The sequence below is a fragment of the Tissierella simiarum genome, assembly GCF_018917865.1.
Lineage (GTDB): Bacteria > Bacillota > Clostridia > Tissierellales > Tissierellaceae > Tissierella_C > Tissierella_C simiarum.
Window position 1 is genome coordinate 77,815 of sequence record NZ_JAHLPM010000004.1, and the last position, 15,402, is coordinate 93,216.

Below are 15,402 nucleotides of genomic sequence, written 5' to 3' on the forward strand. Positions count from 1 at the left end.
TTGTGAATAGAGTTGTTATAATTGGTGGAGGTTGGGCAGGAATTGCTGCAAGTATCTCAGCCAAGAAAGCAGGAGCAGAAGTTACATTAATAGAAAAAACAGATTTATTGTTAGGATTAGGTAATGTTGGCGGTATAATGAGAAATAATGGAAGATTTACAGCTACTGAAGAGAATATATTAATGGGTGCAAAGGAACTTTTTAAAATAACAGATGATTTGTCTAGACACAAAAATATTACTTTTCCAGGACATAATCATGCTAGTTTATATGATGTTACAAAAATAGAGCCTGAGATAAAGAGGTTTCTTGTAAGTATGGGAATAGAAATTTTATTAGAAACTAGGGCTACTGATGTTGTAGTTGAAAATGGTCAGTTAAAAGCCATAATTTTAAACAATGATGATGTAATTTATGGCGAAGTATTTATCGATACTACTGGCTCTACTGGTCCTATGGGAAACTGCTATAATTATGGAAATGGATGTGCTATGTGCATATTAAGGTGTCCTTCTTATGGTCCTCGAGTCAGTATTAGTGAAAAAGCAGGAGTTAAAGATTTAGTGGGAAAGAAAAAGGATGGATCCTATGGAGCAATGAGTGGTTCATGTAAGTTGAATAAAGATTCATTAAGTCAAGAAATAAGAGAAATACTAGATAAAGAGGGGGTATTAGTAATACCTATTCCGAAAGAAGATATCCAGCTAGATAAGTTAAATAAGAAAGTATGTCAGCAATATGCTTTAGTAGAATATGCAGAAAATATAATTCTTTTGGATACAGGTCACTGTAAATTAATGACTTCCTTTTATCCTTTAGAAAAGTTGAGAAAAATAAAAGGAATGGAGAATGCTAAGTATGAAGATCCTTATTCAGGAGGGAAGGGAAACTCTGTAAGATATTTATCTTTAGCACCAAGAGATAATTTTATGAAAGTAAGAGGTTTAAATAATCTATTTTGTGGTGGTGAAAAAGCTGGTCTATTTGTAGGTCATACAGAAGCTATAACCACAGGAAGCTTGGCTGGTCATAACAGTGTAAGATATTTAGCTGACATGGAATTATTGGAGTTACCAAATACGTTAGCTGTAGGAGATATAATTAGTTTCGAAAACGAAATGAAAGAAACTGAGGAAGGTATAAGAGATAGATATACTTTTGCAGGTAGTACGTATTTTACTAGAATGAAGGAGAAAAATCTATATACCACAGATTTATCAGTCATAGAAGAAAAAGTTAAAAGTGAGAATTTAATAGGTGTTTATGAGAAACAATTAATTTAAATTTACATTTCATTTTAAAAGAGTTAGAATGGTTAATATAAGAACTGAAAGGAGTATTTAGATGAGATTACAAAAATACATGGCTCTTTGTGGGGTTGCTTCTAGAAGAAAGTCTGAAGAAATGATTTTAGATGGAAAAGTTAAAGTGAATAATAAGATTGTAAAAGAGCTTGGCACTACAGTAGACCCTGAGAAAGATATTATTAAAGTAAAGGACAAAAGAGTAAGATTAGAAAAAAGAAAAGTCTATATTATGTTGAATAAACCTGTTGGATTTGTAACAACCTTAAAGGATGAGAAAAATAGAAGAATAGTTACAGATTTAATTGAAGGAATAAAAGAAAGGATTTATCCTGTTGGAAGATTAGATGCAGATACTACTGGATTACTGCTTTTAACTAATGATGGAGATTTGGCATATAAATTAACCCATCCTAGTCATGAAATCATTAAAAGATATATTGCTATAGTAGAAGGAATTCCAAATAAATGGGAATTAGAAAAGTTCAGTAAAGGTCTTATGATTGATGGAAAGACTACTGCTGAAGCATTTATTAGAATAGCAAAGAGATATGAAAATGAATCTGCTTTAGAAATAGGAATTCATGAAGGCAGAAATAGACAAGTGAAGAAAATGTGTGAAGCAATAAATCATCCTGTAAAGAAATTGAAGAGAATTGCAATCGGAGATATAGAGCTTGGCAGCTTGGAATTAGGTATGTGGAGATATCTTACTGAGCAAGAAATTGAATACTTAAAAAAGTTATAGCATTGCAATTATTGCGATGCTTAATTTTTTACATAGGAGGGTGTTTATGCTAGTGTTACGAGAAATAAATGAAAGTGAAATATATTTAATAACAGGTCTATTAAAAGATGAAAATATTGTTAACAATATAACAAATAATGATATAATATATGTAATGTACGACAATGAGAGGATTATTGGAGCAGCTAAAGCTACTATTGTAAAAGATTATGGAATCTTTGATTACTTATTAATAATTAAGGATCAGCGAGGTTCAAATTTAGGAGATGGTCTGCTTAGAGCATTATTAAATAAACTAAATTCCATAGGGATTAAACAAATTTTTTATTCTAGTGAAAATAATTACTTACTAAAGAAAGGTTTTGAGTACAGTATAGATTCTAATTTAAAATTACAAATTCATATTCCTACTTTTCTTAATAGATCATGTAAAAGCTGTGGTGACTTAAATGACTTATAAAAATATTATCAATACCATTGAGATAACAAGAGAATTTATTTATATGCATATTAAAGAAGGAAAAGTAGTTTTAGACTGTACAGTAGGTAATGGAAATGATACAATACTATTGGCAAAACTTGTTGGAGATAAGGGAAAAGTTTACGGTTTTGATATTCAAAGAAAGGCAATAGAGATTACGAAACAAAGGCTAATTGATGAAGAGTTACTGGATAGAGTAGTTTTGATAGAAGATGGGCATGAAAATATTGATTCATACATAGAGGAAAAGTTAGATTTTGTAATATATAACTTGGGTTATCTGCCTAAAGGAGATAAGAATATTAAGACAAAACCTAGTACTACTTTAGTGAGTATAGGAAAGTCATTGGATCTACTTAAAGAAAATGGTTTACTTCTAATTACTTGTTATGTTGGTCATGAAGGTGGAATGGAAGAAAAAAATTCTGTTGAAGAATTTTTAAGTAAATTAAATCAAAAAGAATTTAATGTTTTAAAATATGATTTTATTAATCAGATAAATAATCCGCCAGTTCTTTATGGCGTAGAAAAATCCAAACTTAGGAGGGATTAAGATGGCAGGTGTTAAAATTACAGAAACTGTTTTAAGAGATGCCCATCAGTCTTTAATAGCTACAAGAATGAGGACTGAAGATATGTTACCAATTGCTGAAAAATTGGATAAGGTAGGATTTCATTCCCTTGAGGTGTGGGGAGGAGCCACTTTCGATTCTTGTTTACGTTTTTTAAATGAAGACCCTTGGGAAAGATTGAGGGTATTAAGAAAAGCATTTAAAAATACTAAATTACAAATGCTCTTAAGAGGTCAAAATTTATTAGGATATAGACATTATCCAGATGATATAGTAGAGGAATTTGTAAAAAAATCTATAGAAAATGGAATTGATATAATTAGAGTATTTGATGCTTTAAATGATACTAGAAATATAAAAACTTCTATAGCAGCAACAAAGAAATATGGTGGTCATGCTCAAGCTGCGATTTCCTATACTACGAGTCCAGTACATAATAATAAATATTATATTAAATTGGCAAAAGAAATGCAAAGTATGGGGGCAGATTCTATTTGTATTAAGGATATGTCTGGAATTTTATTACCTTATGCTGCAGAAGAGTTGGTGAGAGAATTAAAGAAGGTTATTAATATTCCTATTCAAATTCATTCTCACTTTACCAGTGGTATAGCAAATCAAACTTATATGAAGGCTGTAGAAGCTGGGGCAGATATTATAGATACTGCTATATCTCCATTAGGAATGGGAACTAGTCAGCCGGCAACTGAATCTATGATAGCTTCTTTAGAAGATTCACCTTATTATCCAGAAATAGATATGGAACTGCTTCTAGAAATTTCTGATTACTTTAAAGGATTAAGAGATAGATACTTAAAAGAAGGCTTATTAAATACGAAAGTACTTAATGTTGATGTTAATACTTTAAAGTATCAGGTTCCAGGAGGGATGCTTTCTAACTTAGTTTCTCAACTAAGTAGTCAAGGGGCTTTAGATAAATTTGAAGATGTCTTAAAAGAAGTTCCAAAAGTAAGAGAAGATTTTGGATATCCTCCTCTTGTAACACCTATGAGCCAAATGGTAGGTACACAAGCTGTATTCAACATAGTATTAGGGGAAAGATATAAGATGGTTCCTAATGAAGCTAAAAATTATGTAAAAGGTCTTTATGGAAAGCCAACAGTTCCCATTAAAGAAGAAATAAAAGCTAAAATAATAGGAGATGAGCAAGTATTTACTGGTAGACCTGCTGATCTTATGGAACCTCAATTAAGCCAGTTTAAAGAAGAGATTAAAGAGTATATAGAACAAGACGAAGATGTGTTGACTTATGCATTATTTCCGCAGGTAGCTTTAAACTTTTTTAAACAAAGACAAGCAGAAAAGTATAAAATAGATAGTGATCTTTTAAATGAAGAATTTAAAACTTATCCAGTGTAAAAAAACAAGCCATTAGGCTTGTTTTTTTATGGATATGAAACAAAACTTGCAAATATAATTTGAATACCAAAAAAATGAAATAAATCTTGCAAAATATATTTTTGTTTGCTATGATTGAAGTAGCAAATATTTCATAAGGGGGAAATAAAGTTGTCAACTAAGACCGAGCAAACTCTTAATGTAGACAAAAAGTGGTGCAAAGGCTGTGGAATCTGTGTTGCATTTTGTCCCAAAGATGTACTTGAGATAAAGGATGGGAAGGTTAATATTAAAGATTTAGAAGCATGTATTAAGTGTGGGCAATGTGAGTTAAGATGTCCTGATTATGCTATTTATTTAGGAGGTAAATAAAATGGCTGAGAAAAAAGTAAAATTAATGCAAGGAAACGAAGCTTGTGTTGAAGGTGCTATAGCTGCTGGTATGAAATTTTATGCAGGATATCCTATAACTCCTTCTACAGAAATAGCAGAATTATCGGCTGAAAGACTACCACGTATTGGTGGTAAATTTATTCAGATGGAGGATGAAATTGCAGGAATTAGTGCTATTATTGGTGCATCTTTAGCAGGAACAAAATCCATGACTGCGACTAGTGGACCTGGGTTTTCTTTAAAACAAGAAAGTATAGGCTATGCTATTATAACTGAAACTCCCTGTGTTATAGTAAATGTTCAAAGAGGGGGGCCGAGTACAGGTTTACCTACATCTCCAGCACAAGGAGATATAATGCAAGCTAGGTGGGGAACTCATGGAGATCACTCTATCATTGCACTGTATCCATCAACAGTTAGAGAGGTTTATGATACTACAATAAGAGCTTTTAATTTAGCTGAAAAATATAGAACACCTGTTATTTTACTTATGGATGAAGTTGTTGGACATATGAGGGAAAAAATTGAATTTAGAGAAGATCAAGAAATTGAAATAGTAAATAGAAGAAAGCCTAATTGTTTACCTGAGGAATATAAACCTTATAAAGTAAAGGAAGGGGATTTGGTTCCTGAAATGGCTGCCTTTGGAGATGGATATAGATTTCATGTTACTGGATTAGTTCATAGTGAGACTGGATTTCCTACTGGTAATGAAAAAGTTGCGGAAGCTTTAACTAAAAGACTTTTCAATAAAATAGAAGAAAATGTAGATGATATAGTAGAATATGAGGAATATCTTTTAGATGACGCTGAAATAGCAATAGTAGCTTATGGTTCCACTGCTCGTTCTGCAAAATCTGCAGTAGAAATATTAAGAGAAGAAGGAATGAAAGTTGGATTGTTCAGACCTATTACTATATGGCCTATGGCTGAAAAACAATTTTTACAATTATCAAACAAAGTGGATAGAATAGTAGTTGTAGAAATGAATATGGGACAATATTTTTTAGAGGTAGATAGAATATCGGGTAAAAATTCAAAAGTAGAAAAATATGGGCGTGTTAATGGGGAGCTAATCACTCCAGAAGAAATTGTTTCTTTTATTAAGGAGGGTTAAAATTGCCAAGTCAATTAGTTAATGAATATTTTAGGACTGAAAACTTACCACATATTTGGTGCCCAGGTTGTGGAAATGGAATCGTTACAAGGGCTATCATTAAGGCTATAGATAATTTAAACTTAAATAAAGATGATGTTTGTATTGTATCGGGTATAGGCTGTTCTTCAAGGGCTTCAGGATATTTAGATTTTAATACTTTACATACGACTCATGGTAGAGCTTTAGCTTTCGCAACGGGAGTAAAGCTAGCAAATCCAAAATTAAATGTAATTGTAATAACTGGTGATGGAGATTGTTCTGCCATTGGTGGGAATCATCTTATTCATGCTGCTAGAAGAAATATTGATATCACGACAGTAGTATTTAATAATAATATTTATGGTATGACTGGAGGACAGTATTCACCTACTACACCAACAGGAGATAAAGGAACCACTGCACCTTATGGAAACATAGATATGAATTTTGACCTTTGTAACTTAGCAAAAGCTGCTGGTTCAACCTATGTAAGTAGAGGAACAATATTCAATCCAAATATGCTTATTAAACAAGTAGAAGAAGGTATAAAAAACAAAGGATTTTCTTTTATTGAGGCAATCACTACTTGTCCTACTTACTATGGAAGAAAGAATAAAAAAGGTGAGGCAGTAGATATGATGATTTATTTAAAAGAAAATGCAGTAAATGTAGCTGCTTATGATAAATTAACTGACGAACAAAAGGAAGGAAAGTTTGTTATAGGTGAATTGTATAAAGGAAGTAAACCTGAGTATACTGAGGAGTATAATAAAATAATAGAATCTTTTTCAAAGGAGAGATAATATGGAGCGTCAAGAATTAAGGTTAAGTGGTTCTGGAGGTCAAGGCTTAATATTGGCGGGAATCATTTTAGCTGAAGCAGCTTTACATGATGGTAAGAATGTAGTTCAGTCTCAGTCCTATGGTCCAGAAGCTAGAGGTGGAGCAAGTAAAGCTGAAGTTATTATAAGTCAAAAGGAAATCAACTATCCAAAGGTTGAAGATTGTGATATTTTACTTTCTTTAACTCAAGTGGCTTGTAATAAATATATAGATTCATTAAAGTCTGGAGGTATTTTAATTTTAGACAGTAGTGTAACTATAAAACCTGAAAGAGAAGATATTGTTGTATATACCGTTCCAATACTTGAAACTGCCTCTGAAAGTTTAGGAAAACCGATGGTAGCTAATATTGTAGCTTTAGGAAGTATATTTGAGTTGACTAAAGTGGTTAGTAGAGATTCTTTAGAGAAAGCAGTTTTAGCTAGAGTACCTAGAGGAACAGAAGAGCTAAATAAACAGGCCTTAGAAGAAGGTTTTAATTTAATAAAAAATCATAAGGAAGTATGCTATGGAGAAGTATGTTGATTTAATTAAAATTATCCAAAATAATTTTAATAAACTTAGTAAAGGGCAAAAATTAATTGCTGAATTCATAATCAATGAATATGATAAAGCTGCATTTATGACGGCAGCTACTTTAGGTCAAACTGTTGGTGTTAGTGAGTCAACAGTAGTAAGATTTGCTAATACTCTTGGTTATGATGGTTATAGAGAACTACAGAAAGAACTTCAAGAATTGATTAAAAATAAGCTGACTACAGTTCAGAGACTAACTTTAGCTAATGAATTTTCTACAAGAGAAAATGCATTGAAAAAAGTTATGCAAAAGGATACAGACAATATTGAAAAAACAATAAATGAAATAGATTTTCATACCTTTGAACAAGCCGTTGAATTAATACTAAATGCTGATAGTATATATGTTTTGGGATTGAGAAGCTCATCGTTTTTAGCAGGATATTTAGGTTTTTACTTAAATTTTTTGCTCGACAATGTTAAAATTGTAACATCAGGTCCAAATGATGTTTTTGAACAATTATTAAAGGCTGATAAGAATGATATTATAATTGGTATTAGTTATCCTAGATATTCTAAAAGGACTCTTGAAGCATTAGAGTATGGAAAAGGAAAGGGATGTAAAATTATTAGTATAACAGATAGTTTGATTTCTCCTGCTGCTCAAAATGCGGATGTAACTCTACTTGCAAGTAGTAATATGGTTTCTTTTGTAGACTCTTTAGTTGCACCAATGAGCTTAATAAATGCTTTTATAGTCGCTATAGGTATGGAAAAAAGAAATGATATAACTAGTTATTTTGAAGATTTAGAAAAGATCTGGAAAAAATATAATGTTTATGATGTAAACAGTAAAGATAACTAAATGTTTTATAAAACTACGCTTAAGGTTTAGAACCTTAAGCGTAGTTTTATAATTTATATTTAATGCAAGATTATCATAATTAATGTTATCATAATTGATAAATACTTTTATTTAATTTATTTGATATAATATAATTATATTTAAAATAATACTTACTACTTAAGAGGTGATAAATTGATTAAACTGTATTTAATTAGACATGGACAATCAGAATGGAACGAGCTTAAAAAAATTCAAGGTCAGAAAAATACTTTATTAACTCAAAAAGGTAAAAAACAAGCTAGCCTATTAGGAAAAAGATTAATTGATGAAAATATAGATATAATATATTCAAGTGATCTAGTTAGAGCTTTCGAAACTGCCAATATTATTGGAGAAGTAATCGATAAAGATGTCATTCCAATTAAAGACTTGAGAGAAATAAATTTTGGTCCTTGGGAAGGCCTTACTACAGGAGAACTGCATAAACAATTTAAAGAAGAACATTTAATTTGGATGAAAGAACCACATAATTTAAAAATGCAGGGATTAGAAACTTTAGAAGAATTAAGAGAAAGGGCTATGAAATGCATAGAACCTATTCTATTGGAGAATAATGATAAAAATATTGCTATAGTATCGCATAGTGCTACATTAAAAACTTTAATATTGGGGCTATTAGATATGGATTTATCTTTTTATAATAAGATTTCTTTAAATAATGTGAGCTTAAGCATTATAGAATGTAGAGATTATAATAGAGTATTAACCTTATTTAATGATACTTGTCATCTAAAGGAGTTGTATTAATATATGAAAGAAAGGATTGGGGTTATTGGAGGAGGACCTGCAGGTATTATAGCTGCAGGTATTGCTGGTTCAAAAGATAAATCAGTTACTTTAATTGAAAAAAATGAAAGGCTGGGTAAAAAACTTTTTATTACTGGAAAAGGCAGATGTAACATCACTAATGCTTCACCTATAGAAGATTTTTTTGATAATGTAATTACTAATAGAAACTTTATGTATAGTAGTTTTTATTCTTTTACGAATAAGGATATTTTAAATTTACTAGAAAAATATGGTTTAAAGACTAAAGTTGAAAGAGGAAATCGAGTTTTTCCATTAAGTGATAAATCAAGTGACGTTATTAAAGCATTGGAAAAGTTTCTTAGTACACATAATGTAGATGTAATGCTAAATACAAAGGTTTTAGATATTAATTATGCGAATAATAAATTTATTGTGATTACTAGTGAAAATAAAATGTACTTTGATAAAATCCTTATTGCCACTGGAGGAAAATCTTATCCGTCTACTGGTTCTACAGGAGATGGATATAAATTTGCTGAAAAGTTTGGACATGAAATAAAGACTTTGAGGCCTTCTTTAGTTCCTATAGAAATAAATGAAGAATGGACTAGAATTTTACAAGGGTTATCTTTAAAAAATGTAACCTTGACTGCTTTTGTTAGAGATAGAAAAGTTCATGAAGAATTTGGTGAAATGGTCTTTACACACTATGGTATTTCTGGACCTATAGTTCTTTCAATGAGTAATCATTTACATCAATATACTAATAAAAAAATCAAACTATTTGTTGATCTTAAGCCAGCTCTATCTATAGAAAAGTTGGATGATAGACTATTACGAGATTTTCAGATTTATAATAATAGGCAAATTAAAAATGGATTGAATGATTTATTGTTACAAAAACTAATTCCAGTAATTATTAATTTAGCACGTATTGATTCTGAAAAACCTATAAATCAAATTACTAGGGAAGAAAGAGGTAATTTAGTGAACATAATCAAAGGTTTACCAATGACTTTTAAAAACTTTAGGTCTATAGAAGAGGCAATAATAACATCTGGTGGTATATCTGCCAAAGAAATAAATCCATCTACTATGGAGTCTAAATTACAGCAAAGATTATTTTTCGCAGGTGAGATAATAGATGTAGATGCTTTAACTGGTGGATACAATTTACAAATTGCTTATTCTACTGGATATTTAGCAGGAATGAACATGTAAAATTATACCTTATAATAATTTCATTATTTGGTAACAATAAGCATAAATATTTATTAAATAGTGAATTATTAGGAGGTAATCATGAGTAGAATGTTTAAAGTTACTGAAAAGTTAATATTATTAATTTCACTTGTATCCTTAGTTTTACTATTGTTTATTCAATTTATTAATTATGATGATAATACCTCAATAAATACTTCATATACTTCTAAATTCTTACCACCAAGTCAAGATATGGAAAGAGCTGTAGTTATATTAAAACTTAAAGATAGTGAATTTAAAGATACAAAAGTGCTTCTTAATGGAGATCCTATAGATTCTTTCGAGAAAAATGATGAGATTAGTTTAGAAGTATATGAAAATGATATTATTGAAATTGATGGCACAAAATATCAAGAAAATATAGTTGTAACAGTTGTAGGGATTAGTAGCAACTTAGAATATCCTAATTTAGATAGTGAAATTTCAACTTTTCAAAGTATAGAAATATTAGGAAGAGTTAAACTAAAATAGCTTGTTTCCTCATAACTTTTAATATATAATTATTAAGGGAAGTGGTTAGATGAGTGTGATATCCATAAGAGGTGCTATTACTGTTAACGAAAATTCTGTCTTAGATATTCTTCAATCCACAAAAGAGTTGTTAACAGAAATTAATAATAACAATATAATTGACAAAGAAAAGGTTATTAGCATTTTGTTTTCTTGTACTAATGATTTAAATAAGGCTTATCCAGCTAAAGCTGCTAGAGATCTTGGTTATACTCAGTGTAGTTTAATGTGCTTTCATGAGATGGAAGTTGAAAATAGTCTGAGAAAATGTATAAGAGTAATGATTTTATATGAATCTGACATAGAACAAAAAAATGTTAATCATATATATTTAAAGGGAGCAAAAATTCTAAGACCAGATTTAACTAAATAATGTTACGAACCACCCAAAGGTGGTTATTGTTTTATTAGGAGGAACAATATGAAAAATGAAAAGTTTGTTATAGCTATAGATGGTCCTGCTGGTGCAGGAAAAAGTACTATTGCTAAAGAAATATCAGAAAAGTTGTCAATTGAATATATCGACACAGGAGCTATGTATAGAGCATTAACGTTGAAAGCCATAAATAATAATATTGATCCTAATAATGAAAAAGCAATTATAAATTTAATGAATTATACAGAAATAGATTTTAAAAATAATCATATTTTTCTTGATGGAAAAAATGTGGACAAACTTATAAGAGAAAATATAGTAAATAATAATGTTTCTTATGTTGCTAAAATCAAAGAAGTAAGAGAAGGTATGGTTAAGTTACAACAAAAATTAGCTGAAACCAAAAGTGTTATTATGGATGGCAGAGATATCGGCACTGTTGTATTTCCGAAAGCAGATTATAAATTTTTTCTAACAGCTTCTGTTGAAGAAAGAGCTAAAAGAAGATATCTAGAACTAGTAAATAAGGGTGAAAAGAATATTACCTATGATCGAATTAAAAATGAAATTGAAAGCAGAGATCAAATAGATAGCACAAGAGAAGTCTCTCCTTTAAGAAAAAGTCCTGATGCTTATTCTATAGATACTACTAGCAAAACAATAAGCCAATGTGTAGAAGAGATAATTAGCATTATTGAGGGGAGGTAAGTCCTTGTTTTTTTATAACTTAGTAAAAGTTTTAGGAAATATAATATTTAAAGTTCTCTATAGATTTGAAGTTACAGGAAAAGATAATATACCAACAGAAGGTAGAATTATAATATGTGCTAATCATTCTAGCTTATTAGATCCGATTGTCTTGGCTATTATATGTCCAAGACCAATTAGTTTTATGGCTAAGAAAGAATTATTTAAGAGTAAAATTTTATCTTATATATTGAATAAGCTTAATGCATTTCCTGTTGATAGACACGATTCAGATTTAACAGCTATAAAAACTGCATTAAGAGTATTAAAAAACAATGAAATACTTGGCATATTTCCAGAAGGAACTCGAGTTAAAGAAATTGATCTTAATAATGCTAAACCTGGTATCGCACTATTGTCAGTAAAATCTCGGTCTTCGATACTACCAGTTTATATACAAAGCAATTATAAAATTTTTAATAAGATAAAAATAACCTTTGGTGAGCCTATTGATTTTTCTGATAGTTATAATAAAAAATTAACTACAGAAGAATATCGAGTATTAAGCCAAGATATTTTAAAATCTATTTATTCTTTAAAATCAAAATAGGAGGAATCAAAGTGAATATAATTATTGCTGATAATGCTGGCTTTTGTTTTGGAGTTAAGAGAGCCATAGATATATCATTACAAGAATTAGAAACTTCAAATAATAACATATACTCACTAGGTCCTTTAATACACAATGCACAGGCTGTAGAATTGTTAAAGATGAAAGGATTAGATATTATAGAGAACCCTGAAAAAGTTAATAAAGGTAAAATTATTATTAGATCTCATGGTATTCCTATGGACATAGATAATAAAATTAAAAAATCTAATCTGGAAATGATTGATTGTACCTGTCCATATGTAAAATCTATACACAAAAAAGTTGGAGATTATTATAAACAAGGTTACCATATAGTAATAATAGGCGATCCAAATCATCCTGAAATTATTGGGATTAATGGATGGTGTAATAATACTGCTTATATTATTAATAGTGAAGAAGATGCAATTAGATTAGCTGACATGGATAAAATTTGTATAGTATCTCAAACTACTAATACTCAAGAAAAATTTAATTCTTTATCAAAGATGGTACAAAATAAAGGAAAAGAAGTTATAATATTCAATACAATATGTAATGCAACTAATCTACGTCAAGAAACATGTAAAGAGATATCAAAAAAGGTAAATGCTATGATAGTTATAGGCGGTTATCATAGTTCAAATACAAACAAACTTGTAGAAATTAGCAAAAAATATTGTAAAAATGTATTTCATGTAGAAACATATAAAGATTTACCTTTACAAGAACTATTAAAATTTAATACAATAGGAATAACCGCAGGTGCTTCTACACCTGATTGGATAATTAAGGAGGTTGTTGAAACAATGGATAATCTAAATAACAATGAAATGATGGAGGCTATTGAAAATTCATTCACTAGAATTCACAGAGGTGACATTATAAAAGGAAAAGTAATATTTGTAACCAATAACGAAGTTATGGTTAATATTAACTATAAATCTGATGGTATTATAGATAGAGATGAACTATCTAATGATCCTGATGTTAAGCCTAGAGATTTATATAAAGAAGGAGATGAAATCCAAGTATTTGTAGTTAGACTTGATGATGGTGAAGGCAATGTAGTACTTTCTACTAAAAGAGTCGATGCTATTAAAGGTTGGGATGAATTAGAAAATGCCTTTAATAATAAAGAAAGAATTGAATGCAAGGTTTTAAATAGTGTAAAAGGTGGATTAGCTGTTTTAGTTAACGGAATAAATGGATTTATGCCTGCTTCTCAAGTATCTGTTAATTTTGTTAGTGATTTAAATGTATATAAAGGAAAAACTTTAATTGGAAAAATTATAGACTTTGATAGAGAGAAAAAGAGAGTAATTTTATCTAGAAGAGAAGTTGAAAGTGAAGAAGTCCTAAATAAAAGAAAAGAACTATGGGCAAGTATAGAAGTTAATAGTATTGTTGAAGGTATAGTTCAAAGATTAACTGATTTTGGCGCTTTTGTTGATTTAGGTGGAGTAGATGGTTTAATTCATATCTCAGATCTATCATGGTTTAGAGTTAAACATCCATCAGAAGTAGTAAAGATTGGTGATAGAGTTCAAGTTAAAATACTAAATTTTGATAAGGAAAAAAATAGAATTTCATTAGGGTTAAAACAGACTTTACCTGAACCTTGGAAACTTTTTTCTGAAAATAGAAAATTAGGGGATGTTACGGAAGGTAAGGTAGTAAATCTATTAGACTTTGGCGCTTTTGTTAGATTGGAAGAAGGTGTTGACGGCTTAGTACATGTTTCTCAAATATCTAAAGAACATATAAATAAACCAGCTGATAAATTAAAAATTGGTGATAAAGTAACTGTTAAAATCATAGATATTAATGAAGAGGAAAGAAGAATCAGTCTAAGTATCAAAGATACATTAGAAGATAATATAGAAGTGAGTGAGCCTATAAAAAAAGACGAGAGTGAAGTAACTATTGAAGATATAGTTGCTAAAAACTAATAATGTAAAGATAGCTGAGGTTTTGATGTATAAAATTAATTTATATTGCAAAGAATAAAATGTGTGACCGATGATACATCAAGACCCCCTTTACATTATTTCTGTGGTAAATTACCACAGAACTTTTTTATATTATCTAAATGTTTTTAATAGGGGGTTTTTATGGACAAGTATGAAGTGTTTAAAAAACAAGTAAATAATTTAATCAATATTGATTTAAATTATTATAAAGAAAAACAAATGAAACGAAGAATATCATCTCTAGTTGCTAGAAATAACTTTAAAGATTTTGAAGATTATTTTGATGGATTGAAAAAAGATAAGCAGCTCCTTAACCAATTTGTAAACTATCTTACTATAAATGTTTCTGAGTTCTATAGAAATCCATCACAATGGCAAGTATTAGAAAAAGACATTATTCCTAGAATAATAAATAGAGATAAAAAAACTTTAAAGGTTTGGAGTTCTGCTTGTTCAACAGGGGAAGAACCCTATTCTTTAGTTATGCTTCTAACAAATTTTTTTCCTTTAAAAGATATTAAAGTACTAGCAACAGATATTGATGATGAAGCTTTAAACAAAGCTAGACTTGGATTATATAGTGAAAAATCTCTTTCAAATTTACCAAAAGGTTTCAAAGAAAAATTTTTTACCAAGATAGAAAATTCTTATAAGATTAATGAGGAAATTAAAAAATGTGTAGAATTTAAAAAGATGGATTTATTAAAAGATTCCTTTCCTACATATGTTGATTTGCTTACTTGTCGTAATGTTATGATTTACTTTACTGAAGAAGCTAAAGAATTATTATATGATAAGTTTTATAAAAGTTTAAGTGATAATGGTATTCTATTTGTAGGAAGTACAGAGCAAATTATAATGCCAGAAAAATATAAATATAAACCTGTAAAAACTTTTTTTTATGAAAAGATAATTAAATAAATTATAATTATATTATATAAAGGGGGGCTA

18 protein-coding genes are annotated in these 15,402 nt (G+C 29.4%); all 18 read left to right on the top strand.

Going from position 1 to position 15,402, the window contains the following annotated elements; translation table 11 throughout:
- Positions 1-2 precede the first annotated feature (2 nt).
- The 18 genes from KQI42_RS21640 (at position 3) to KQI42_RS06255 (ending at position 15,372) form a co-directional block, all read left to right on the top strand.
- Entirely contained in the window at positions 3-1,283 is a 1,281-nt protein-coding gene (locus KQI42_RS21640) for an FAD-dependent oxidoreductase (protein WP_343231653.1), read from the top strand.
- Positions 1,284-1,344: 61 nt separating this feature from the next.
- A complete protein-coding gene (locus tag KQI42_RS06175) occupies positions 1,345-2,052 on the top strand; it encodes a pseudouridine synthase (protein ID WP_216517840.1) in 708 nt (235 codons plus the stop codon).
- Between the two features lie 46 nt (positions 2,053-2,098).
- The gene (locus KQI42_RS06180) at positions 2,099-2,512 is read left to right on the top strand and encodes a GNAT family N-acetyltransferase (RefSeq protein WP_216517842.1); all 414 of its coding nucleotides are present in this window, start codon (positions 2,099-2,101) and stop codon (positions 2,510-2,512) included.
- On the top strand, positions 2,502-3,086 hold the full coding sequence (gene mnmM, locus KQI42_RS06185; RefSeq protein WP_216517844.1) for a tRNA 5-(aminomethyl)-2-thiouridylate-methyltransferase MnmM: 585 nt from the start codon (positions 2,502-2,504) through the stop codon (positions 3,084-3,086). The genes KQI42_RS06180 and mnmM overlap by 11 nt, the downstream gene beginning before the upstream one ends.
- Position 3,087: 1 nt before the next feature.
- Positions 3,088-4,485 (top strand): oxaloacetate decarboxylase subunit alpha, encoded by a 1,398-nt coding sequence (locus KQI42_RS06190; protein WP_216517846.1) that lies wholly within the window; start codon positions 3,088-3,090, stop codon positions 4,483-4,485.
- Positions 4,486-4,635: 150 nt separating this feature from the next.
- A complete protein-coding gene (locus KQI42_RS06195; protein ID WP_216517848.1) occupies positions 4,636-4,836 on the top strand; it encodes a 4Fe-4S binding protein in 201 nt (66 codons plus the stop codon).
- Between the two features lies 1 nt (position 4,837).
- On the top strand, positions 4,838-5,974 hold the full coding sequence (locus tag KQI42_RS06200; RefSeq protein ID WP_216517850.1) for a 2-oxoacid:acceptor oxidoreductase subunit alpha: 1,137 nt from the start codon (positions 4,838-4,840) through the stop codon (positions 5,972-5,974).
- Between the two features lie 2 nt (positions 5,975-5,976).
- Positions 5,977-6,798: a 2-oxoacid:ferredoxin oxidoreductase subunit beta gene (locus tag KQI42_RS06205; protein WP_216517852.1), complete on the top strand. Its 822-nt coding sequence runs from the start codon at positions 5,977-5,979 to the stop codon at positions 6,796-6,798.
- Position 6,799: 1 nt separating this feature from the next.
- Positions 6,800-7,363, top strand: a complete 564-nt coding sequence (locus tag KQI42_RS06210; RefSeq protein ID WP_216517854.1) for a 2-oxoacid:acceptor oxidoreductase family protein — start codon at positions 6,800-6,802, stop codon at positions 7,361-7,363.
- Complete coding sequence (locus KQI42_RS06215) at positions 7,347-8,219, top strand: MurR/RpiR family transcriptional regulator (protein ID WP_216517856.1); 873 nt, start codon at positions 7,347-7,349, stop codon at positions 8,217-8,219. Before KQI42_RS06210 ends, KQI42_RS06215 begins: the two co-directional genes overlap by 17 nt.
- A gap of 174 nt (positions 8,220-8,393) precedes the next feature.
- Positions 8,394-9,008 (top strand): histidine phosphatase family protein, encoded by a 615-nt coding sequence (locus KQI42_RS06220; protein WP_216517858.1) that lies wholly within the window; start codon positions 8,394-8,396, stop codon positions 9,006-9,008.
- A 3-nt stretch (positions 9,009-9,011) separates the two neighbouring features.
- Complete coding sequence (locus KQI42_RS06225; protein ID WP_216517860.1) at positions 9,012-10,232, top strand: BaiN/RdsA family NAD(P)/FAD-dependent oxidoreductase; 1,221 nt, start codon at positions 9,012-9,014, stop codon at positions 10,230-10,232.
- Between the two features lie 81 nt (positions 10,233-10,313).
- On the top strand, positions 10,314-10,745 hold the full coding sequence (locus KQI42_RS06230) for a hypothetical protein (RefSeq protein ID WP_216517862.1): 432 nt from the start codon (positions 10,314-10,316) through the stop codon (positions 10,743-10,745).
- 49 nt (positions 10,746-10,794) lie between these two features.
- Complete coding sequence (gene aroH / locus KQI42_RS06235) at positions 10,795-11,157, top strand: chorismate mutase (RefSeq protein WP_216517863.1); 363 nt, start codon at positions 10,795-10,797, stop codon at positions 11,155-11,157.
- A gap of 48 nt (positions 11,158-11,205) precedes the next feature.
- Positions 11,206-11,868 carry a (d)CMP kinase gene (cmk, locus tag KQI42_RS06240; RefSeq protein ID WP_216517866.1) on the top strand — a complete coding sequence of 221 codons (663 nt, stop codon included), beginning with the start codon at positions 11,206-11,208 and terminating at the stop codon, positions 11,866-11,868.
- 4 nt (positions 11,869-11,872) lie between these two features.
- Complete coding sequence (locus KQI42_RS06245; protein ID WP_216517868.1) at positions 11,873-12,457, top strand: lysophospholipid acyltransferase family protein; 585 nt, start codon at positions 11,873-11,875, stop codon at positions 12,455-12,457.
- 11 nt (positions 12,458-12,468) lie between these two features.
- A complete protein-coding gene (locus KQI42_RS06250) occupies positions 12,469-14,430 on the top strand; it encodes a bifunctional 4-hydroxy-3-methylbut-2-enyl diphosphate reductase/30S ribosomal protein S1 (RefSeq protein WP_216517870.1) in 1,962 nt (653 codons plus the stop codon).
- Positions 14,431-14,592: 162 nt separating this feature from the next.
- A complete protein-coding gene (locus KQI42_RS06255) occupies positions 14,593-15,372 on the top strand; it encodes a CheR family methyltransferase (RefSeq protein ID WP_216517872.1) in 780 nt (259 codons plus the stop codon).
- Positions 15,373-15,402: the final 30 nt, after the last annotated feature.

What these genes read in the sequence shown, in the direction of transcription:
- KQI42_RS06210 (WP_216517854.1), top strand. Translation starts at nt 6,800, where the DNA reads ATGGAGCGTCAAGAATTAAGGTTAAGTGGTTCTGGAGGTCAAGGCTTA.
- KQI42_RS06215 (WP_216517856.1), top strand. Translation starts at nt 7,347, where the DNA reads ATGGAGAAGTATGTTGATTTAATTAAAATTATCCAAAATAATTTTAAT.
- KQI42_RS06175 (WP_216517840.1), top strand. Translation starts at nt 1,345, where the DNA reads ATGAGATTACAAAAATACATGGCTCTTTGTGGGGTTGCTTCTAGAAGA.
- KQI42_RS06255 (WP_216517872.1), top strand. Translation starts at nt 14,593, where the DNA reads ATGGACAAGTATGAAGTGTTTAAAAAACAAGTAAATAATTTAATCAAT.
- KQI42_RS06200 (WP_216517850.1), top strand. Translation starts at nt 4,838, where the DNA reads ATGGCTGAGAAAAAAGTAAAATTAATGCAAGGAAACGAAGCTTGTGTT.
- KQI42_RS06180 (WP_216517842.1), top strand. Translation starts at nt 2,099, where the DNA reads ATGCTAGTGTTACGAGAAATAAATGAAAGTGAAATATATTTAATAACA.
- KQI42_RS06190 (WP_216517846.1), top strand. Translation starts at nt 3,088, where the DNA reads ATGGCAGGTGTTAAAATTACAGAAACTGTTTTAAGAGATGCCCATCAG.
- aroH (WP_216517863.1), top strand. Translation starts at nt 10,795, where the DNA reads ATGAGTGTGATATCCATAAGAGGTGCTATTACTGTTAACGAAAATTCT.
- KQI42_RS06225 (WP_216517860.1), top strand. Translation starts at nt 9,012, where the DNA reads ATGAAAGAAAGGATTGGGGTTATTGGAGGAGGACCTGCAGGTATTATA.
- cmk (WP_216517866.1), top strand. Translation starts at nt 11,206, where the DNA reads ATGAAAAATGAAAAGTTTGTTATAGCTATAGATGGTCCTGCTGGTGCA.
- KQI42_RS06230 (WP_216517862.1), top strand. Translation starts at nt 10,314, where the DNA reads ATGAGTAGAATGTTTAAAGTTACTGAAAAGTTAATATTATTAATTTCA.
- mnmM (WP_216517844.1), top strand. Translation starts at nt 2,502, where the DNA reads ATGACTTATAAAAATATTATCAATACCATTGAGATAACAAGAGAATTT.